Below are 19,193 nucleotides of genomic sequence, written 5' to 3' on the forward strand. Positions count from 1 at the left end.
GATGCCGTGCAATCAGCCAGACCACGCACCTGATGTGAACGAGGCAGTCTACGTCGACGCCGTGCCGCCGCGGTCCGGGTGCCCGGCTTTTTGACTGAAGGTGGGAGTCGTTCGGCGGTGACTGTGGGCGTCGGCTTCTGACCGAGTTTGGGGTATCGGTTTGTTCTGGCGTCACCTGGGGCTTGCGGTGGGGCGGGCTTCTATCGTTGGTGGCCGGATGGGGAAGTCGTCGTCTGCGCGCCGCACACCGGTGTTGCCTACCTCCACCTCATGCGACCCGCTCGCCTCCCTCCGGCGGCGAGGTGCCCTCGCCCAAGAACGGCACCCGCAGACACCCCCGGTGATCAAGGCGAGCTTGGCTGGCCGGACGGATCCGCCGTCGCAGGCCGTCCGGAAAGCAAAGCCACGCCTGGCCGCGTGAGGGCAGCTCGGCATTCACCCACACCGGAACACCCCGCAGCACACCGCCCCACTGTGGCGCCCCCGCAAGGGAGAACTCCCCCAGCGCCACATCAACCGCCACCTGCCGGTCAGCCACCACCAGCAGGGCAGCACGATCTGACGCCTTGGCCACCCAGCTATCCGGCACCCGCCGCCATTTACCCGCGACTGCGGCGGCAGGAGCAAGGGAAGGGACCGCGAAACCGCTCCAGGCACGAGCGGCCCTTGTCCGTTGGCGCACTGCCCGACTGCCCCACCAGCTCCGGCGGTGCCCCTCTGTGAGCCAGTAGCCCGGCGGCTCGGCGCAAACACCACCTGAACGGCGCACGTTCCCGTGGCCTGGCGTGCGAGGCGACCCGTCCGGCCGCACGCTGAACTCCACTGCCGGTACGCCTCAGGTGTGATCACGCTCCGTCCGGAAGGCCCCGTTCTCCTCATGGCTCTCTTTATCCCGATGGGGCTGCTGACGGTGATCACCCTCGACGCATTCGAGGACTACCTCTTCCCGCCCCTCGACCGCGGAGGAAGGCGTCCCGAGCAGTCGGAATCCGGCTGAGCAGTCCATCGAACGGAGAAGACAACCATGAGCGCTCCTTGCGAAAAGCTGCTCCGCCTTGAGAAGGGCCATGCCGAGCCCGAAGAGCTGGCCGCCATCACCGTGGTCCTGATAGCTCGTGCCGCCACCCAGACCGCAGCCGACCCGGCCCAGTGCGCCCGCTCCAAGGCCGGCTGGCGTCGTCTTGAGCGCACTCCCGGCTTCCGTGCCCCGCACAGCTGGCAGCACTGACCAAGGCAGGTCCGGCTGACCCGCCGGGAACTGGTTCGGTGACACCATTCCACCGACATTGATCATGCAGACGCCCCCGAAGCGACTCTCGCTCGCTGACACGTCAGCCGCTTCTCAATCCACCGGATCCGGCGGCCGTTCCAGCCGGTATCCGTGCCCCCGCAACGTGGCGATCTCCGGCAGGCGGACAGGACCGCCCCCGGCCTGCGCCGCCTCGGTCAGTCTGCGTCGCAGGCCCGCCATCGTCACGTCGAGAGTCTTGGTGGGTCCGAACCAGTTCTCGTCCCACACCTCGGACATCAACGACTCCCGCGACACCGCCTCGCCGACCCGCTCGGCCAGCACCGCGAGCAGGTCGAACTCCTTGGCCCGCAGGGGGATCTCGACACCGTGCAGCGCGCATCGGCGGGCGGAGACGTCGACGACCAGATCGCCCAGTCGCACGGGCTTGCGGACCGGGGCAGTCACTGCCTGCCGCCGCAGATGCGCTCGCAGCCGGGCGAGCAGCACCGTCATGCTGAACGGTTTGACGAGATAGTCGTCGGCCCCGGCATCGAGTCCGGCGATGACGTCGATGTCCTCGGTCCGTGCGGTCAGCACGACGATCAACAGATCGGGGAGGCGGGCCCGCAGATCCCGGGCCACGTCCAGGCCGTCCATGTCGGGCAGCCCCAGGTCCAGCAGCAGCACGTCGTACGGTGCCCGCGCGGCCTCGGCCAGCGCGCCCGCCCCCGTGCGGCACCAGGTCGGCGCGTAGTCGTGGCCGCGCAGGCCGGAATTCAGATGGCGGCCGATGGTGTCGTCGTCCTCGACGACAAGGACACGGTGACGGTAGCGGTCCGGTGCGGCGGGCGTGCGCATGGACCACAGCCTAGGAGTGCACAGGGTGGGGAGCTCGTCCTGCGCGCGGGGAGTGTTCACAGGTCGCGGAGCTCCTCCACGGCGGGGCGTCGGGTGGTGCGGATGCCGTTGAGGGCCGCGGCGAGGATGGCGGCGACGGCGGCAGTGGCGGTGAGTGCGAGGTAGGTGCCGGGGACCGAGAGGCCGGCGGGTGGCGGATCGAAGACGCCGGTCAGGACCTTGACCAGCATCTGTGACAGGGCCCAGCCGATCAGGGCGCCTCCGGCGAGACCGCCGGCGGCCAGCAGCAGGGCCTCGGTGAGGACCATGCCCCGCAGGTGATGTGCCCGAGCGCCGAGGACCGTGGCAATCGCGAAGGTACGGCGGCGCTCGGCGAGCCCGAGGGCGAGGACGAGCCCACCGGCTCCCGCGGCCAGCAGCACCGCGAAGGCGAGTTCGATGCGGGTCAGGCCCGCCAGATCGACCGACGTCAGGCTGGTGCCGACGGTGCCGCGGGTCTGGGTGAGGTCGGTGACGGTGGCCCCGGTGCCGAGCTGCCCGCGCAGCTGTGCGGCGATCTGCTTCTGGTGGCTGCCGCCGGTGTCGAGGAGAAAGGCGCCCACCGCGTCGCTGCCGGTGGCGTTGGCGACGTAGGAGGCGTTGGCGACGAAGAAACTGTCCTTGGGGGCGGTGGGGAACTCCTTGGCGATGCCCGCGTAGTGGAAGGGGACCGTATGCAGGGCTTTGGTGCGGGCGTCCTGGACGCGCAGGTTGACGGTGTCGCCGGGGGAGAGCTGGAAGTCGTTGACGGTCTCGACGCTGACCAGCAGGTTGTCCGGGTGCTGGGCAAGGCGTCGCATCAGCTGCCGGGCGCCGCCGCCGGCGAAGTAGGCGTCCTGGAGTGAGGTGGCCCTTGCAATGGTGTCCGGGCGCACGCCGTAGAGGTCCTGGAGGTCGGAGCCGACATAGGCGAAGCGATGCTGGAGGGGTTCGACGTGCCGTACACCTGAGATCTTCAGGGCCGCTCCGGAAGCGGGTGGGACCTGGGCCCCGGGCGGTTCGGTGACGGTGACGTCGGCGCCGTTGGTGAGCCGGGCGTCGACCTCGGCCTGCTGCTGGTACGTGGCGTTGAAGACGGCGGTGGACACGGCGAAGGAGACGGCCAGGGCGAGCAGTACCACCGAGCGGGCGAGCGGTCGCCGGCGCCGGGTCAGTACGGCCGCGGTGGTCCCGGCCAAGGTCGCGGTCAGTGGGCGGGCCAGCCGGGTCAGAACGGGACGGCCACGGGTGAGGACCAGCAGGGTCAGGCGCCACAGCAACAGGGCCGCGCCGATCCACAGCAGGGCGGGGCCGAGGAAGGCCCAGTACGACACGGAGATGCTGGGAACGCCCTCGGGGGCGAGGACCAGCGCGTACTGATTGCCGGAGGAGGCACGGAAGACCAGCCACGAGCCGATCAGGAGCACGAAGTCCAGGCCGCACCGCAGCCACCAGGGCGACCGGGAGGGGCGTACGCCCTCCTGTTTGCGGGTGTCGGCGACGGTGACCGAGCGCAGGTCCCGCAGCGCGGGGACGAGAACGGCACCGGCGGCCACCGCGGCTCCCAGTGCGAAGGCGATCGCGTACCAGACGACCCAATGCCCCGCGCTCGCGCCGAACGAGGCCGCACCGAACGCGAGACGGCCGGTGAGCGCGGCAACACCCAGCCCCGCGAGGCCCCCGGCGAGACCGATGAGGGCGGCTTCCAGGCCCGCGAGGCCGGTGATCTGACGGGGCCGCAGCCCGCGCAGTCGCAGCAACCCCTGTTCCTGGCGCCGCCGTTCGCCGCCGGCCGAGGCGACCGCCGCCGTCAGCGCGGCCGCCAGGACCGCTCCTGGCACGCCGAGGAAGAGGAAGAGGATCTGGGCATACAGGGCGTCCTGGCGGGCGGAGTCGAGGGCGGCGCCGATGTTGTTGCCGACCAGGGCGGTGCCTGCCGAGCGAGCCTCCAGGTTGTGGGCGGCACCGGTGACCGAGGAGAACGCGGCGGCCGGGTCGGAGGGCAGCCCGGTGTTGCTGCGGGCGACGTGGATCTGGGTGGTGACGGCAGTGGCGCCGCGGGTGAGGGAGGCGAACCGGGCGGCGGGCAGCAGGACGACGTTGTCAGGGGGCGCGGTCGGCTGCGACTGGCTGGGGGCACCGACGGTCTGGAAGAGGGAGTCGGCCTGGGGCAGGTCGACCACGCCGTCCACCTTCACCCGGCGCAGGCCGGCACCGGGAAGCTGGACGCCGATGGTGTCGCCCGGGGCGGCGTGCAGGTTGGACGCGGTCTGCTGGGCCAGCAGGACGCCGGTGGAGGAGCCCGACAGCGTACGGACGGCGTCCGGGAAGCGGGCACGGTAGCCGTCGGGCAGTCCGAGGGCGACGCCGGGGCCGGTGGTCTGGGTGCTGCCCTGCACACGGGCCGTGAACGCGCTGGTGTGGGCGAAGCCGACGGGCAGCGCGGTGTAGGTGCCGGGAGTCTTCTGCACGAGGGACAGAACGGCGTTCGGGTCGGCGCCGGGCTGCACCTGGACCTGCCAGTCCACGGCGACCGAGCGCAGGGCGCGCTGGGTCATGGTCGCCTTGGACGCGGTGAGGAAGGAGCCGAGCGCGGCGACGAGGGCGACCGCGAGCGTGACGCCTGCCAGGGCGGCCAGCAGCCGGCCGGTGCGGTGGCGGGCCAGGCCGTGAGCCCATGCGGTGATCATGACACCTCCTCGGGTGCGAGCAGTCGTCCGTCGCGCATGCTGCGCCGGACGGTGAGCCGGGCGGCGACGGCCGGATCGTGGGTGGTGACCACGAGGGCCGCACCGGTGTGGCCGGCAGCCGTCAGCAGGGCATCCAGGACACGGGCGCCGGTGGCGTGGTCGAGGCGGCCGGTGGGTTCGTCGGCGAGGATCAGGCGAGGCGCCTGGGCCAGAACCCTGGCGGCGGCCACCCGTTGGGCCTGACCGCCGGAGATCTCCTCGGGCAGCCGTTCGGCGAGGTCGGCGGCGTCCACCAGGGCGAGCGCGGCGAGCGCGGTCTGCCTGGCCTCGTCTTCCGCGCGGTCGGTGAGGACCAGGGGCAGGGCGGTGTTCTCGGCCACGTTCAGGGCGGGGATCAGGCTGTCGCCCTGGAACACGAGGCCGATGTCGTACGGCCCGAGGGAGGCGGCGCGGGTGACGGTGCCGCGGGTGGGCTGTTCGAGTCCGGCGATCAGATGGAGCAGCGAGCTCTTGCCCGATCCCGAGGGGCCGACCACAGCGAGCCGGTCCCCGGCCCGGATCGTCAGGTCGGCGCCGTGCACGGCCACCACCGCCTGGGCTCCCCGGCCGAAAGTCAGGGCCGCGTCCGTGCAGCTGACGAGTACGTCATCCGACGACATCGCGTGCCTCCTCGCGGTCGTGCGGCGGCGGGGCACCGGTGGCCCTGCCGTCTGTCAGGGTGATCACCCGGTCCGCGACCCGGACCGCCTCCGCGCTGTGCGTGACGAGCAGCACCGCGCAGCCTTCCGCGGCCCGCTCCCGCAGCAGGGAAAGCACCAACTGTTCGTTTTCGCCGTCGAGTTCACCGGTCGGTTCGTCGGCAAGCAGGACGGCGGGCGCGTTGGCCAGGGCGACGGCGAGCCCTGCCCGCGCCAGCTCGCCGCCGGACAGCTGCCGGGGCAGGGCACGTGTCCGCCCGGCCAGCCCGACCTGCGCCAGCAGGGTCCGGGCCGGGACGGGGGCCCTGCGGCCCTGCGCCCGCTGCGGCAGGCGGACGTTGTCGAGCACGTTCAGGTGGGGCAGCAGGTTGCGGGTCTGCAGCAGGACGCCGATGTGCCGGGCGCGCAGCCGGGCCCGTTCGGTCTCCGGCCGGTGGCTGATCCGTACGCCGCTCACGCGGACCTCGCCGCCTGAGGGTTCGTCGAGTCCGGCCAGGCATGCCAGCAGAGTCGACTTTCCGGCCCCGGACGGTCCCACCACCGCGACGGTCTCACCACGTCGCACCGTCAGCGACACCCCGCGCAGGGCGAGCGTCTCCTCCTCGCCGACCCGGTAGAAGCGGTACAGCTCTCGGGCGGTCAGCACATCGTCGGACGAGTCGCGGGAGTCGTACGAGTCGACTGGCATCGGTTCACCGCCACGCGAAGGAGTCGCTGACGATGCGCCAGGGATCGACGTTGTCCGCCTTGACCGGGCCGGACAGAGTCAGGTCGACCTCGTGTCCCGCGCGATAGAAGGCATAGCGTTCGAACGCGTCCCGCACCACCTTGCCGGTCACCGGGTCCTTCGCCGAGTCGCCCTGGTAGGTCAGCAGGACCAAACGGCCGGAGTGCCGCGTCACCTCCGACACCTTGGGAGCGGCGAACTTCGGCACCTGGGAGCGCAGTTGCGGTATCACCTTGCTGGTGACCGAGCCGGTCGTCGGCGCGGCGGCGGCGGAAACCGCCGTGATCCTCACAGTGTTGAGCTTGTCCGTGAACACGGTGGTGCCGCCCTGGCCGGTGCGGGCCCAGCCCTCGGGCACCTTGACCGTGAAGCCGGTGAAGGCACCGCCGCTCGGCTGGTAGGCGACGAACGCCTGGTTGTCGGGGATGTCACCGGGAGGGTTGGACTCGGTGGGCGCCGCGTTGTTCTGCCCGCGGCTGCCACCTCCGCCTCCGGAGGAGGAACCGGCCGTGGGAGCGGCCGGGGACGTCGTCGAACCGGAGCCCGAACCGGAGCCCGAACCGGAGCCCGAACCCGAGCCTGAACCCGTCCCGGAACAGCCCGCAGTCACCGCTGCCACCAAGGCCAGTCCGACGACCGCGTACGTCCGTGTGCGTGCTGCCATGACCACTGCCCTCCAGAGGAGTCCTCGGACCGGACGATCCACAGCACCGACGCTAGGGAGAGGCCGGTTAACGCCCTGCTCGCCGTGGGTTAGAGGACGGCAAAACCGTGTGGCGCAGCACGTCCGCCCTGGTGAACGGCCCGCATGATGGGGTCATGAGACAGCGTGTGGTGCGAGTCGCCCTGACCGCCGCTCTGGTCGCAGTCGTCCTCCTCGCCGTCCCGCTCGCCCTGGCCATCAGGTCGTCCCTGTACGCCGACCAGCGCGACACCCTGGAGCGGTCCGCCCTGGCCGCGGCCGTACGTGTGAGCCCGGACTACGCGACCGGCGACCCGGCGGAACTGCCGAGGCCCCCGGCAGGCGGCCACCTCGGTCTGTACGACCCGCAGTCGCGGCTGCGGGCGGGCAGCGGCCCCCGTTCGGGCGACGCACCGGTCCGTCGAGCCCTGGGCGGTGAGGCCGTACGGGGCCACTCGGGTGGCGACCTGGTGGTCACCGTGCCCGTCTCCCACGCCGAGCAGGTGATCGGCGTCGTGCGGGTCTCGTCCCCCGCAGCCTCCGTGCGCGACCGCGTCCTCGTCGCGTGGGCGGTGCTGCTGGGGGTGGCGGCTCTGGCGCTGGCCGTCGCGGTGGTCGTGGCCCGCCGTCAGGCACGGGCCCTGGCAGCCCCGTTGGAGGATCTGTCCCGCCACTGCCGGGCCGTGACCGAGGGCGACCTGAACGCCCGTGCCGCCCCCAGCAGCATCGGCGAGATCGACCAGGTCGCCCGCACCCACAACGAGATGCTGCACAGCCTCTCCGAACTCCTCCGTCACGAACGCGACTTCACCGCCAACGCCTCCCACCAGCTGCGCACCCCCCTCACTGGTCTGCAACTCGCCCTGGAGGCGGGCCTCGCCCAGGACGACGACGCCGGGCTGCGACCCGTCCTGACCGAAGCACTGGCCACCACCCACCGACTGCACCACACGGTGGAGGAGGTGCTGCGCCTGTCGGGTGCCAGCAAGGTGTCCCCCTCCGCCGCCGGGAAAATCGCGGTGGGGCAACTGCTGCGGGACGCCGAGGCACGCTGGCACGGCCTGTTCGCCAGGGACGGCAGACGCCTGGAGTGCGCCGCACGGGACACACCGACCGATGTCCTGGTCCCAGGCGCGCCCGTGTCGGAGGTGCTCGGCATCCTGCTGGACAACGCCCGCGTGCATGGGCGCGGCACCGTCCGGGTCACCGTGCGGGACCTGGAGGACGCCCTCGCCATCGACGTCAGCGACGAGGGTGCCGTGGCGGGCGAGCCGGCCCGGCTGTTCGACCGGGGGCACACCGGGGGCGGACCGGGAGCGGGTATCGGCCTGGCTCTCGCCCGGGACCTGGCCGTCTCGCTCGGCGGCAGGATCTCCCTGGCCAGTGCTCGCCCTGCCACCTTCACCTTGCTCATTCCCGTCGACCGGGACGAGGCACAAGAGTCGTCTGGATGAGAGGACCGTCCTGCGCCGCCCTCCCGGTCGTGGCTCTCTCACGGACCGGGCTGCTCGACAGGTCTGTGGCCTTCCGTCGGTCTTGAAGAAAAGCAGACCTGCTTGATGAAGACGCGACCGCTTCTTCCGTGGGCGTTCACACACGCGCCGTTTCCGGTACGCAAGACGCGACTCTGATGGGCCCGCCTCGCAAATCGCCCCAAAGAGCCGGGAGATGCACACATGTCCAGAAGTCATGTCAGACTCGCAGCCGTTTTCGCTGCTGCCGGAGTCCTGACCGGCGTGACTGCCATCCAGCCCTCGGCGTTCGCCGCCTCCCACCACCAGGCCCCTGCCAAGCACGTCCTGCTGATCTCGGTCGACGGACTGCACCAGTCGGACCTGGCCTGGTACGTCTCCCGGCACCCGAACTCGGCACTGGCGCGGCTGGTCGGCGGCGGCGTGGAGTACACCCACGCCAGGACCACCACGCCGTCCGACTCCTTCCCCGGCATGGTCGCCCAGGCGACCGGTGGCGGCCCCGGCACCACCGGCGTCTACTACGACGACACCTACAACGCGGCGCTCCTGCCCGCCGGGACCACCAGCTGCAAGGCCGTCAAGCCCGGTGTCGAGGTGGACCTCACGGAGGACCTGGACAAGAACCAGGCATCCATCGACGCCGGTCAGGGCCTCACCGGCCTGCCGGACAGCATCCTGTCGATGACGGGCAACCCGGCGAGCCTGATCAACGCCTCCAAGCTGCCGGTCGACCCCAAGACCTGCAAACCGGTCTACCCGCACTCCTACCTCAAGGTGAACACCATCTTCGAGGTGGCCCGCAGCGCAGGCCTGCGCACCGCGTGGTCGGACAAGCACGCGGCATACGAAATCCTCAACGGGCCCTCGGGCACCGGCATCCAGGACCTGTTCACGCCCGAGATCAACAGCGACGCCCTCGGTTACCCGGCCGGCGACGACTGGACCAAGGACAACCAGGCCACCGAGCAGTACGACGGCTACAAGGTGAAGGCCGTCCTCAACGAGATCGACGGCTACGACCACAGCCGCGTCCACAAGGTCGGCACCCCGGCGATCTTCGGCCTCAACTTCCAGTCGGTGTCCACCGCGCAGAAGCTGCCCGCCTCCGACGGCCTCAAGGGCGGCTATACCGCCAAGAACGTGCCCGGACCGCTGCTGGCGAAGAACCTGGACTTCGTCAACGCGCAGATCGGTGCCCTGACTTCTGAGATCGCCAAGCGGCACCTGGCCGACAGCACCACGGTCATCCTGTCCGCCAAGCACGGCCAGTCGCCCACCGACCCCACCGCGCTCACCCGGATCGACGACGGCCCGCTGCTGGACGGCCTCAACGCCGCCTGGAAGAAACTCCATCCCGCCGCCGGCGATCTGGTCGCGCACTCCGTGGACGACGACGCGATGCTGCTCTGGCTGACCGACCGCTCGCAAGCCGCCACCGAGTTCGCCAAGAGGTACCTGCTGGCGCAGAGCGGCACCGGCACCGACATCAACGCCGCGCCCAGGACCTTCACCCGCAGCGGGCTCAGCAAGGTCTACGCAGGGAAGGCCGCGGCCCACTACTTCCACGTCGAAGCCGGCGACACCCGTGTCCCGGACATCTTCGGCCTCGCGCAGTACGGCGTCGTCTACACCGGCGGCACCAAGAAGATCGCCGAGCACGGCGGCGCCCACGCTGACGACCTCGACGTTCCGCTGGTGGTGTCGGGCGCCTCGGTTCCGGACGGCGTGCGCGACTCCACGAGCGTGCAGACCAAGCAGATCGCACCGACGATCCTGAGCCTGCTCGGTCTGAACCCCCGCTCTCTGCAGGCTGTGCGCGAGGAGCACACCACGGTGCTGCCGGTCCGCTGACCGGTCCGGTGCGCCCCGCCCGACGCGGGCGGGGCGCACCGGCCGTGTGCGGCCTCCCTGTCGAAGCGCGTGCTCACGGCTCCCGCAGCAGTGCGGTGACCTCGATACGGCCGATGCGGCGCAGCGCCAAGCCCAGTGCGAGTGCGGAGAGGGTCACGACCAGGCCGGCCAGCAGGGCGAGGGCATCGACGGGGACGGTGACCAGGGGCGGCGGAAGAGCGAAGAACAGGCCCAGGACACGGATGGAGAGCACGCCGACGCCAAGGCCCAGGGGTATGCCGATCAGCAGGCTGCCGACCACGGCGACGGTGCCCTCGACGACGGGGCCGGTCAGGGCCTGTCCGGTATCTGCGCCGACCGTGCGCAGGACGGCGAACTCCCTTCTGCGTTCGAGGATCAGGAAGGCGCCGAGCAGCCCGATCCCCAGCGCGGCGACCGCGCCGGACGAGACGGCCTCGATACGGCTCAGACCGTCGAGGTTGAGCGCGGTCAGCCCGCGCTGCTGCTGTCGGACGCGTTCGGTGAGCGTGGAGACGGTGTAGCCCGCGGGTTTGCCCTCCTGCCGCATCCGGTCGGCGACCGCGCCGGGGCTGAATCCCGGGGCCACGCCCGCGAGATAGAAGTCCGGTGGAGGCACCGGCGCGGGGACTTCGGAGACGCTCATGACCATCTCGGAGAGGGGATCGGTGGGCGGGAAGGCACGGTAGACGCCGACCACGTGCAGGTCGAGCTTCTGGGACAGGTCGAGGTCGTCCGGGAAGACGGTGACGGGGATGGTGTCGCCGGGGGCCACGCCGAAGTCCTGGGCGATCTCCTGGGAGACCAGTACCCCGTTCGCACGGTGGGCCAGGGCGTCGAGCCCTACGCCCCGGGTGATCTGCGGCGCGGTGACGGCCGCCGAGCGGTACGAGGCGGGATCCACGGCCATGATCGTCTTACGGTCGCTGCCCGCGCGGGCCGGAACGGCGCGGATCGGTGTCATCGCCCGTACTCCCGACCCTCCGTCGGGCGGCGGCTGTGTCACCTCGGTGGCGGGTGTGAACCGTAGATCGGCACCGAACGACGCCTGGGCGTCCTGGTGAGCGGCAGTGCGGTAGGTGGCTGCGAAGGTCGCTGTCTGCGCGGCGAACGCCACCGCGAGTACTCCGAGGGTCAACGCCACGGCCGTACGGGACGGTCGGCGGCCCAGCCAGCGCAGCATGGTCCCCGGCCAGGTGGTCAGCGGCCGGGGCCGATCGGGCCTGCTCCAACGGGCGAGCAGCGCCAGCAGACCGCGTACGGCGAGCAGGGCCGTGCCGAGCCAGAGCAGCAGCGGTGCGAGCAGTACGTAGAAGGTCAGGGCCAGGGCCGGTCCCTGGACCGGGACCGGCTTCAGCCCGCCCGAGGCGAAGTTGCCGACGAGGATGCCCAGCCCGACGACGAGAGCTACGGCGTCCAGATGGGCGCGCCGCCACAGAGGGGGCCGTGGCGGCGGGAGCAGGCGCCGGTCGACGACCAGCGCGGCCTTGCGTCCGGAGGTGCCGACGAGGACCGGCAGTACGACGGCAACGGTCAGCGAGCCCGCCGGGATGTCGCGCCACGCGGAGTGTCCGACGACGCCGGACACTGCGGCGCCCGCTGCCACGAGACCGATGACGGTCCCGGCGGAACCGGCGAGCGTCCCCTGCTCGACGGCCAGCCGCACGAGGTGGGAGTCGGACGCGCCCCGCAGGCGCAGCAGTGCGTCCTCCCTGCGGTGGGCCTCGGCCAGTGCGGAGGCGGCGGCCAGGCCCAGGGCTGCCGACACCAGCACTCCGGGGATGCCGAGGAGGAAGAAGAGGGACCTGGCGTTGGTGGCGTCGGTGCCCGCTTCGAGGAGTGGTTCGGCCACGTTGTCGGCGACGAGGACGTCACCGGGTGCGCGGCGCTCGAGCGTCCGGCGCAGGGTGCCCGACCACCGCTCGGCGGCGGACGGGTCGGCGGGGTAGGTGCCGTGGTCGACGGCGACATGCGATTCCAGGCTCACCGGCGGCAGTTCGGACAGCCCCGGGTTGGTGATGGAGGTGGAGGGCCCCAGCGCGTGGCGGACGGCGGGCAGGACAGTCCGCCGGAAGGTTGCGTAGTCCATGACGATCGCCCGTGGCACCTCGGCGATGTCGCCCTGGACGTCTCCGGCGGGGATGGCGTACCAGGTCGTGGCATCCCGCAGGTCGGCCCGGCCCGCGACCGGCACGGACAGCCCGAGCGGCTTGTAGTCGCCGCGCAGGTCGACGGTGACCCGCCGCGCCCCGGAGAAGCCGGGTGAAGCAGCCACGGCGTCGTTGAGCAGCACCCCGGCCCGCAGGTCGCCGTACGCGTGCACCCACGGATGGTGCGCCAGGTATGCCGGGTCGACGGCGAACAGCCGCGCGCTCACCCGGGCCTGCGAGCCCGGCGCGGACACCACGACGTCGGCGGAGGCGAAGACGTCGGCCTGTTTCACCCCGTGCACGGTTTGCAGCTGCTGCCCGAGCCGTACGGGGTCGCTGTCCAGGGTCGTGGCGAGGGCGCGCATCTCCACCTGGATTGGCTGAAGGGCGACCCTCGTCATGGCGCGGGAGGCGTCGTCGACGTACAGGAGAGTCGCGGCCAGCGTGGCCACGGGGAGCGCGACGGCCAGTGCTGCCAGCAGCAGTCGCAGCGGCGCGCGGCGCGCGATCTGCAGGACGAGCCAGAACATGCCGCTCACTCCTTGGGTGACTCGTGTACGGGGGTGTCGAGCCGCCCCGAGTGGAGGCGGGCGCTCGCATCGGCGTGCCGGGCGACCTGCGGGTCGTGGGTCACCAGCACCACCGCGGCTCCGCGTTCCCGGGCCGCAGCCAGCAGCAGGCGGACCACGGACGCGGCGGTCGTCGAGTCGAGGCTGCCGGTCGGCTCGTCGGCGAGGATCAGGGCCGGTCCGTTCACCAGTGCCCGGGCGATGGCCACGCGCTGCTGCTGACCGCCGGAGAGCTGGTCGGGCAGTTTGGCGCCCTGGTCCTCCAGGCCGACGAGGGCGAGGGCTTCGGCGACCCGAGTCCGCCGGGCGCCCGGCGCGACACCGTCGAGCAGCAGCGGAACCTCGATGTTCTCGGCGGCCGTCGCCTGCGGCAGCAGGGCCAGCCCCTGGACGACGAACCCGCAGGTGCGCCGTCGGAAGCGGGCCCGTTCACTCCCGTGCAGCGTCTGCCAGTCCGTCCCGGCGACACACGCACGGCCCTGGTACCCGGTGTCGAGGCCGCCGAGGATGTGGAGCAGGGAGGTCTTGCCCGCCCCGCTGGGACCGGTCACGGCCACCACCTCGCCGGCCGACACGGTCAGCGACACCTGGTCCAGGCTCTTCAGCTCGCGCCGCCCGTCGCGATGGACGCGGGTCACACGCTCGGCGCGCACCGCCGGGGGCTCGGTCCGAGCCTTGGCCGAGGACGCGGAGGGGAACTCTGGCGGGCATTCGGGCGCCGGTTCACTCGATGACGATTCCATCGCGCATCCTCAGACGTAGGTCCGCCCGTTCCGTGACGGACGGATTGTGGGTGACCGTCAGAATCGCCGCGCCCTCGTCGTCCCGTACGCGAGCCAGGATGTCGAGGACACCGGTGGCGGTCCGCGCGTCCAGCTCGCCGGTGATCTCGTCGGCGAGCAGCACGGTGGGCCGGGCCGCGAGGGCGACAGCGATCGCCACCCGCTGCGCCTCGCCGCCCGAGAGCTGCCCCACCGGCTGTCGCGCGCGGTCGGACAGGCCCAGGCTGTCGAGCAGCTCGCGTACGCGACTGCGGATGTGAGGCGCAGGCCGCCCGTCCAGGCGCAGCGGGAGGGCGATGTTGTCCCCCACATCGAGCAGCGGATGGAGATTGTCGCGCTGCAGCACCATGCCGATGCGGCGTCGGCGTCGCTGGGCGCGTTCCGCGGGCGGCAGGCGGGTGATGTCCTCGCCATCGATGACGACGCGGCCACCGCTCGGTTCGAGCAGGCCGCCCAGGACATGGACCAGGGTGCTCTTGCCGCTGCCGGACGGGCCCATCAGGCTGGTCCAGGTGCCCTCGGGCAGAGCGATTTCCGCTCCCCGCAGGGCGACGGTCTCCAGGTCGCGCTCGCGGTAGATGACGTAGAGCCCGTCGGCTTCGACGGCCGCCGCGGTGGACATCAGCCGCGCCTCTCGACGAGTGCGATGTGTTCGTGGTGGCCGCTGCGGACCCGGTCGGCCAGGACCAGTCCGACGCCCGGTGCGTACGACTTGTGGTCGGCCTTGTCGGGGTTGAGCGGGTCGGTGTCGTTCGTCACGACGACGTTTGTGAACCGCCCCACCGGCACCTTGACCGTGGCCGTCGTACGCAGCACCTTCGCCATGTCCTCGGCCTCGCCGGGCCGGTACTCCTGGCGGTAGCTGTCACCGGGCCTGGGGTGCGCCTTCATGACGACGCCCGGCTGAGCGGTGTCCACGCCGGCCTCCCACGAGCCCTTGGTGCTGGTGAGGTTGCCGTTGGTGTACTCGCCGGTGGCCTCGCCGAAGTACCAGACATCGCCGGCGGCGGACTGCGCGTACCAGTCGGTGGTCTTCTCCACCAGGGCCCCGTTGCTCGTCACGGTGTCCCGGACGACCGTGCAGCGCACGCCCATGATGACGCGCGTCTCCTTGGTGATGACCACCTCGTCGCGCTGGGGACGTCCGTCGCGGGTCCCCTCGTACACCAGCGTGGTGCCGACCGGGAGCGAGAAGTACCGGTTGGTGACGCGGTTGCTGAACTTGGCCGGATCGATCACGGGGTGGTACGCCCGGTCACGCGGTGCGGTCGATGACGGAGCGGAGGGGGCCGGAGCGGGGCTGGACGAGGTGGCCGAGCCGCCGGATGGGCCGGCACCGGAACTGCAGGCACCGACGGCGATACCGGAGCCGATCAGGACGCCGATCATGGTCAGCAGGGTGGGTTTGCGGGTCATGGCTCCTCCCCAGGGCCTGGTGAACCCACAGCGTGTGCGGCCCCGGGTAAGCGCCCATTAAGAGAAGGCCCGTTCGGGAGGGGACGGCCGTCTCTTGCCGCTCTCTTACTGGGGCGAGGTAAAGTCAATGCAAAGTAGTCAGGGGAGGTGTCGTCATGACAGCTCGCCGGTCGGCCCGGGTTCTCGTCGTGGAGGACGAGACCGCGCTCGCCGAGGCTCTGGCCGAGGGCCTGCACCAGGACGGTTTCGCCGTGGAGACGGTGGAGGACGGCCTGCTCGCCTGGGACCGGCTGCTGCACGGTACCTATGATCTGATCCTCCTCGACCTGATGTTGCCGGGGCTGGGCGGCCTGCCGCTGTGCGCCCGGCTGCGTGACACGGGCGTGGCGACCCCCGTCCTGGTGCTGACCGCCCGCAGCGCCGAACGCGACCAGCTCCGCGCCTTCGACACGGGCGCCGACGACTTCCTGGCCAAGCCCTTCTCCTACCAGGTGCTGCTCGCCAGGGTGCGGGCGCTGATCCGCCGTACGACGAAGGCCGACGCCCGGATGCTCACAGCCGGTGACCTCGTACTCGACCGGGGCGCTCGCAGTTGCCGCCGTGACGGGACCGAAATCGAGCTGACCCCCCGGGAGTTCGCCCTTCTGGAATTGCTCATGGCTCGGGCAGGGCAGGTTGTCACCCGGCGATCGGCCCTGGACGAGGTGTGGGACTTCGCGCTGGAGGAGGAGTCGAAGGTGCTCGATGTCTACATCGGCTACCTGCGGCGGAAGGTCGACCTGCCGTTCTCTCGGCACGCGGTGCAGACCGTGCGCGGTGTCGGCTACCGGCTCGATGCCGGCGGCGGATAGGGCCGGGGGAGTTGTCCGTCGTGGCCGGCCGCATTGCCGACGGAGCGTCGCGACCACAGGGACGGTTGGGGTGGTTGGGGCGGCTGCTCCGACGCCGGCCGAGCGGTATTCGTGTGCGCCTGACGCTGCTTGCCGTCTTGGTGGTCGGAGCCGGTCTGGTGCTCGCCTCGGTCGTCGTGCTCGCCCTCGTCAGGAACGACCTCAACGGCAATGCCCGCTCGGCGGCCACGGAGCGGGCACAGGACACGGCGTCCCAGCTGACGTCCGGTGCACTGCCGGTGCTGCCTGGCACCAACGAGGACCGTCCGGTCCTGCAGATCGTCGACCAGCACGGAACAGTGCTCGCCGCCAGCCCCGAACTGCGCGGCCGGGGCCCCCTGTTGCCGCAACGGCCGACGGATCATGCGGTCGGCAGCCGATTGCGCCGGCTGCCGATAGGTGACGGCGCTCCTTACTGGGTGGTCGGTGTCCCGGCCCACCTTGCCGGCCGCCCGGTGGCCGTCTATGCGGCTGCCTCACTCGAACCTGTCGGAGAAGGCGTGGACGCCGCGCTCTCCGCATTCCTTGTCGCGAGTCCGGTGATCCTGGTCGTCGCCGGAGGTACGGCCTGGCTGCTGGTCGGGCGGGCGCTGCGTCCGGTCGAGGCCATGCGCCGCCAGGTCGCGGAGATCACCTCCAGCGAACTGGACCTTCGCGTACCCGAGCCGCCCGGTACGGACGAAATCGGGCGGCTCGCAAGGACGATGAACGCCATGCTGGAGCGGCTGCAACAGGCAGGCGAGCGACAGCGCCAGTTCGTCAGCGACGCCTCGCACGAACTGCGCAGCCCGCTCGCGGTGCTGCGGACGCGTACGGAAGTAGGGCTGGCCCACCCGGCGGCCACCGAGTGGCCGGTCTTTGCCCGTGACGTGCACCGCGAGGTGGGGCGACTGGATCAACTCGTCGAGGAACTGCTGGAGTTGTCGCGGTCGGGCAACGGTAGCGGCGCTGCTCCCGCCTCGTCGGTGGACCTCGACGAGCTGTTGCTGACCGAGGTGGAGGCGATCCGTGCCCGCGGTCAAGTGGACGTCGACCTGTCAGGGCTGTCGCCGGTCCGCGTTCAGGGCTACCCGCAGCAGCTGCGGGCTGTTGTGCGCAACCTGCTCGACAACGCGGAACGGCACGCGCACGCCAGGATCGCCGTACGTCTGTTCCCCGTCGGGGATGTGAGTGGGCGCGGGTACGGGAACGTCGGCCGAGTCGAGGCGGACCCGGCTGCCGAGCTGGTCGTGGCCGACGATGGTCCGGGGGTCGACCCCACCCACCGCGAGCAGGTCTTCGACCGGTTCTTCCGCGTCCAGTCCGCCCGCGACCGGAACTCCGGCGGCGTCGGGTTGGGCCTTGCGATCGTCCACGACGTGGTCACCTCTCACGGCGGCCGCGTGTGGGTCGCCGATTCTCAGACCGGCGCCGAGTTCCACGTGCGGCTGCCCGTGATTCCTCCAGGGGCGTTGCCGTGATTCATCGGTGTCGTAGGTGCCTCTCCGCCAGCCCGGGTGGGCGGCGTTCCCCAGGGATGCCGTGGTGATCGTCATGGGGTTGGCGGTGACGGCGATCAGGTACATGTGCTGGTCCGTGCTGGTGGGGAGCGCGCGGTGGCAGCCCTGTGGTCGTACGGCGTACACAGCGGTGCTGTGCGGGGCGAGGGTGGCGGGCGCGGCGGTGACGGTTGCGCGAGCATCGCCTGGGTCCGGGCCGAGCGGGTGCCGATGAACAGGCTGACCGTGGCGATCAGCGTCATGCCCCGGTGCCACTGCTGAGGAGTGTCGGCGTTGCCGGTGATTTGGGGACGAACGGGGGGCGGACGGGGAGCGTCACGCCACCCCACTCTCGTCTCGACGGTATGGGGGCTTATATCCACCTTCTCCACTCTTGAAAGTGGCCTGGTGATCATTTTTGGGAGGCGGGTCACGGGCCGGAGCCGCCTGGCCGACTGGGCTTGGGCGGCTCCCTGAGCGATGAGTGCGGCTCAGCCGTTCGGTCCTGCCGGGGTCGTGGTGGTCTTGAAGCCCTCGGTCTTGTTGGCCTGGAGGGCGAAGTCGTTGGTGAACGTCTTGCTGAGGTCCACCGACCCCTTCACATTGCCGACCAGTTTCTCCGTCGCCAGGGAGGTCTTCGGACCGCCGGCCGGCATGAGGCCGTCAGGGAGGAACTGCCCCTTGTCCTCGGTCAGGGCCGAGATGTAGTCGGCCTTGGTCACCAACTGGTTCGACACGTACGACGCGGGCAGCTTGTTCGCGATGTCGGTCGCGCTGTGGGTGTTGATCCAGTGCATGGTGGCGACGAGCGCGTCGACGACCTTCTGCACCGTGTCCTTGTGCGAGTTCACCCAGTCGGTGCGGGCGAGCACACTGGCCGCGGGATAGGCGCCGCCCATCGCCGCCGTGGCACCCTGCGTGGTGGCCAGGTCGATCGCGGAGGTACCGACGCCCTTCTTCTGGATCGCGGCGACCGTGGGCTGCGTCGTCATGACGCAGTCGACCTTCCCGTTCTGCAGCGCGGCGATGGCGGTGGAGCCCGCGCCGACCGCGATCCGGTGGAACTGGCTGGTCTTGATGCCCTTCTTGGCGGCCAGGAACTGGGTGAGGGTGTCGGTGCCCGACCCCAGGTCGGTGACGCCGAGGGTCTTGCCCTTGAAGTCGGCGCCCGAGGTGACGCCCGACTTCTTGGTGCACATCTCTCGCTCGCCCGGTGCACCGGACAGCTGGACGACGTCCTCGACGGCCTTGCCCTTGGCCTGGAACTCGATGGTGTGGTTGTACCAGGCGCCCGCCATGTCGACCTGCCCCGAGGCCATGGCTTCCTCGGCGCCGACACCGCCGTCCTGCTCGGTGCTGAGCTGGACGTCGACGCCGTACTTCTTGTAGAAGCCGAGTTGCTGGGCGAGCTGGTACGGCAGGTAGATCTGCTTGTCGAGGCCGCCAGCCATGAGCTTGACGGTCGGCGTGGAGCCCGAACTGCCGGTCGAGGCGGAGGAGTTGCTGGAACAGGCGCTGGTGGTGCCGAGGGCGAGAACGGCGAGGACGGACGCGGCGACGGCGGCGGGTCGTCTGGACATGGCTGATCACATTCCTTTGCTGAGGGTGCTGAGGGTGCTGAGGGTGCTGAGGGTGCTGAGGGAAGGAGGGGGGAAGGGCG

16 protein-coding genes are annotated in these 19,193 nt (G+C 71.0%); 6 read left to right on the plus strand and 10 right to left on the minus strand.

Translation table 11 applies throughout. From position 1 onward, the window contains the following. Nucleotides 1–1,024 precede the first annotated feature (1,024 nt). Nucleotides 1,025–1,228, plus strand: a complete 204-nt coding sequence (locus SGFS_RS40060; protein ID WP_286257156.1) for an acyl-CoA carboxylase subunit epsilon — start codon at nt 1,025–1,027, stop codon at nt 1,226–1,228. Nucleotides 1,229–1,342: 114 nt separating this feature from the next. On the opposite strand, the gene SGFS_RS40065 is transcribed toward SGFS_RS40060, so the two are convergent. The 5 genes from SGFS_RS40065 to SGFS_RS40085 are packed head-to-tail and all read right to left on the minus strand — an operon-like array spanning nt 1,343 to nt 6,886. Continuing rightward, the gene (locus SGFS_RS40065) at nt 1,343–2,089 is read right to left on the minus strand and encodes a response regulator transcription factor (RefSeq protein WP_286257158.1); all 747 of its coding nucleotides are present in this window, start codon (nt 2,087–2,089) and stop codon (nt 1,343–1,345) included. 56 nt (nt 2,090–2,145) lie between these two features. Continuing rightward, the gene (locus SGFS_RS40070) at nt 2,146–4,797 is read right to left on the minus strand and encodes an FtsX-like permease family protein (RefSeq protein ID WP_286257159.1); all 2,652 of its coding nucleotides are present in this window, start codon (nt 4,795–4,797) and stop codon (nt 2,146–2,148) included. Then, the gene (locus SGFS_RS40075; protein WP_286257161.1) at nt 4,794–5,456 is read right to left on the minus strand and encodes an ABC transporter ATP-binding protein; all 663 of its coding nucleotides are present in this window, start codon (nt 5,454–5,456) and stop codon (nt 4,794–4,796) included. The genes SGFS_RS40070 and SGFS_RS40075 overlap by 4 nt, the downstream gene beginning before the upstream one ends. After that, complete coding sequence (locus SGFS_RS40080) at nt 5,443–6,183, minus strand: ABC transporter ATP-binding protein (protein ID WP_286257162.1); 741 nt, start codon at nt 6,181–6,183, stop codon at nt 5,443–5,445. Before SGFS_RS40080 ends, SGFS_RS40075 begins: the two co-directional genes overlap by 14 nt. A gap of 4 nt (nt 6,184–6,187) precedes the next feature. Beyond that, a complete protein-coding gene (locus SGFS_RS40085; RefSeq protein WP_286257163.1) occupies nt 6,188–6,886 on the minus strand; it encodes a hypothetical protein in 699 nt (232 codons plus the stop codon). A 155-nt stretch (nt 6,887–7,041) separates the two neighbouring features. Here SGFS_RS40085 and SGFS_RS40090 point away from each other — a divergent pair, with 155 nt between their 5' ends. Together SGFS_RS40090 and SGFS_RS40095 are read left to right on the plus strand one after the other, a co-directional pair. Further along, nucleotides 7,042–8,358 carry a HAMP domain-containing sensor histidine kinase gene (locus tag SGFS_RS40090; protein WP_286257165.1) on the plus strand — a complete coding sequence of 439 codons (1,317 nt, stop codon included), beginning with the start codon at nt 7,042–7,044 and terminating at the stop codon, nt 8,356–8,358. 282 nt (nt 8,359–8,640) lie between these two features. Beyond that, complete coding sequence (locus tag SGFS_RS40095) at nt 8,641–10,230, plus strand: alkaline phosphatase family protein (protein WP_286257167.1); 1,590 nt, start codon at nt 8,641–8,643, stop codon at nt 10,228–10,230. Nucleotides 10,231–10,303: 73 nt separating this feature from the next. Here SGFS_RS40095 and SGFS_RS40100 read toward each other — a convergent pair whose 3' ends face one another. The 4 genes from SGFS_RS40100 to SGFS_RS40115 are packed head-to-tail and all read right to left on the minus strand — an operon-like array spanning nt 10,304 to nt 15,165. Continuing rightward, a complete protein-coding gene (locus SGFS_RS40100; protein WP_286257168.1) occupies nt 10,304–12,928 on the minus strand; it encodes an ABC transporter permease in 2,625 nt (874 codons plus the stop codon). A gap of 5 nt (nt 12,929–12,933) precedes the next feature. Continuing rightward, on the minus strand, nt 12,934–13,710 hold the full coding sequence (locus SGFS_RS40105; RefSeq protein ID WP_079079059.1) for an ABC transporter ATP-binding protein: 777 nt from the start codon (nt 13,708–13,710) through the stop codon (nt 12,934–12,936). Continuing rightward, complete coding sequence (locus SGFS_RS40110; RefSeq protein ID WP_067252023.1) at nt 13,691–14,371, minus strand: ABC transporter ATP-binding protein; 681 nt, start codon at nt 14,369–14,371, stop codon at nt 13,691–13,693. Before SGFS_RS40110 ends, SGFS_RS40105 begins: the two co-directional genes overlap by 20 nt. Continuing rightward, nucleotides 14,371–15,165, minus strand: coding sequence for a hypothetical protein (locus SGFS_RS40115; protein ID WP_286257172.1), 795 nt, complete (start codon nt 15,163–15,165; stop codon nt 14,371–14,373). Before SGFS_RS40115 ends, SGFS_RS40110 begins: the two co-directional genes overlap by 1 nt. Before the next feature lie 155 nt (nt 15,166–15,320). Here SGFS_RS40115 and SGFS_RS40120 point away from each other — a divergent pair, with 155 nt between their 5' ends. From SGFS_RS40120 to SGFS_RS40130, 3 genes are all read left to right on the plus strand, one after another. Next, nucleotides 15,321–16,016, plus strand: a complete 696-nt coding sequence (locus SGFS_RS40120; protein WP_286257173.1) for a response regulator transcription factor — start codon at nt 15,321–15,323, stop codon at nt 16,014–16,016. Between the two features lie 113 nt (nt 16,017–16,129). Further along, complete coding sequence (locus SGFS_RS40125; protein ID WP_286257174.1) at nt 16,130–17,515, plus strand: sensor histidine kinase; 1,386 nt, start codon at nt 16,130–16,132, stop codon at nt 17,513–17,515. Between the two features lie 135 nt (nt 17,516–17,650). After that, on the plus strand, nt 17,651–17,815 hold the full coding sequence (locus SGFS_RS40130) for a hypothetical protein (protein ID WP_286257175.1): 165 nt from the start codon (nt 17,651–17,653) through the stop codon (nt 17,813–17,815). Between the two features lie 209 nt (nt 17,816–18,024). On the opposite strand, the gene SGFS_RS40135 is transcribed toward SGFS_RS40130, so the two are convergent. Continuing rightward, nucleotides 18,025–19,113, minus strand: a complete 1,089-nt coding sequence (locus tag SGFS_RS40135; protein WP_286257176.1) for an ABC transporter substrate-binding protein — start codon at nt 19,111–19,113, stop codon at nt 18,025–18,027. Nucleotides 19,114–19,193: the final 80 nt, after the last annotated feature.

It is taken from the genome of Streptomyces graminofaciens (genome assembly GCF_030294945.1).
GTDB lineage: Bacteria > Actinomycetota > Actinomycetes > Streptomycetales > Streptomycetaceae > Streptomyces > Streptomyces graminofaciens.

What these genes read in the sequence shown, in the direction of transcription:
- SGFS_RS40100 (WP_286257168.1), bottom strand. Translation starts at nt 12,928, where the DNA reads ATGTTCTGGCTCGTCCTGCAGATCGCGCGCCGCGCGCCGCTGCGACTG.
- SGFS_RS40065 (WP_286257158.1), bottom strand. Translation starts at nt 2,089, where the DNA reads ATGCGCACGCCCGCCGCACCGGACCGCTACCGTCACCGTGTCCTTGTC.
- SGFS_RS40075 (WP_286257161.1), bottom strand. Translation starts at nt 5,456, where the DNA reads ATGTCGTCGGATGACGTACTCGTCAGCTGCACGGACGCGGCCCTGACT.
- SGFS_RS40115 (WP_286257172.1), bottom strand. Translation starts at nt 15,165, where the DNA reads ATGACCCGCAAACCCACCCTGCTGACCATGATCGGCGTCCTGATCGGC.
- SGFS_RS40105 (WP_079079059.1), bottom strand. Translation starts at nt 13,710, where the DNA reads ATGGAATCGTCATCGAGTGAACCGGCGCCCGAATGCCCGCCAGAGTTC.
- SGFS_RS40090 (WP_286257165.1), top strand. Translation starts at nt 7,042, where the DNA reads ATGAGACAGCGTGTGGTGCGAGTCGCCCTGACCGCCGCTCTGGTCGCA.
- SGFS_RS40080 (WP_286257162.1), bottom strand. Translation starts at nt 6,183, where the DNA reads ATGCCAGTCGACTCGTACGACTCCCGCGACTCGTCCGACGATGTGCTG.
- SGFS_RS40120 (WP_286257173.1), top strand. Translation starts at nt 15,321, where the DNA reads ATGACAGCTCGCCGGTCGGCCCGGGTTCTCGTCGTGGAGGACGAGACC.
- SGFS_RS40085 (WP_286257163.1), bottom strand. Translation starts at nt 6,886, where the DNA reads ATGGCAGCACGCACACGGACGTACGCGGTCGTCGGACTGGCCTTGGTG.
- SGFS_RS40135 (WP_286257176.1), bottom strand. Translation starts at nt 19,113, where the DNA reads ATGTCCAGACGACCCGCCGCCGTCGCCGCGTCCGTCCTCGCCGTTCTC.
- SGFS_RS40070 (WP_286257159.1), bottom strand. Translation starts at nt 4,797, where the DNA reads ATGATCACCGCATGGGCTCACGGCCTGGCCCGCCACCGCACCGGCCGG.
- SGFS_RS40110 (WP_067252023.1), bottom strand. Translation starts at nt 14,371, where the DNA reads ATGTCCACCGCGGCGGCCGTCGAAGCCGACGGGCTCTACGTCATCTAC.
- SGFS_RS40060 (WP_286257156.1), top strand. Translation starts at nt 1,025, where the DNA reads ATGAGCGCTCCTTGCGAAAAGCTGCTCCGCCTTGAGAAGGGCCATGCC.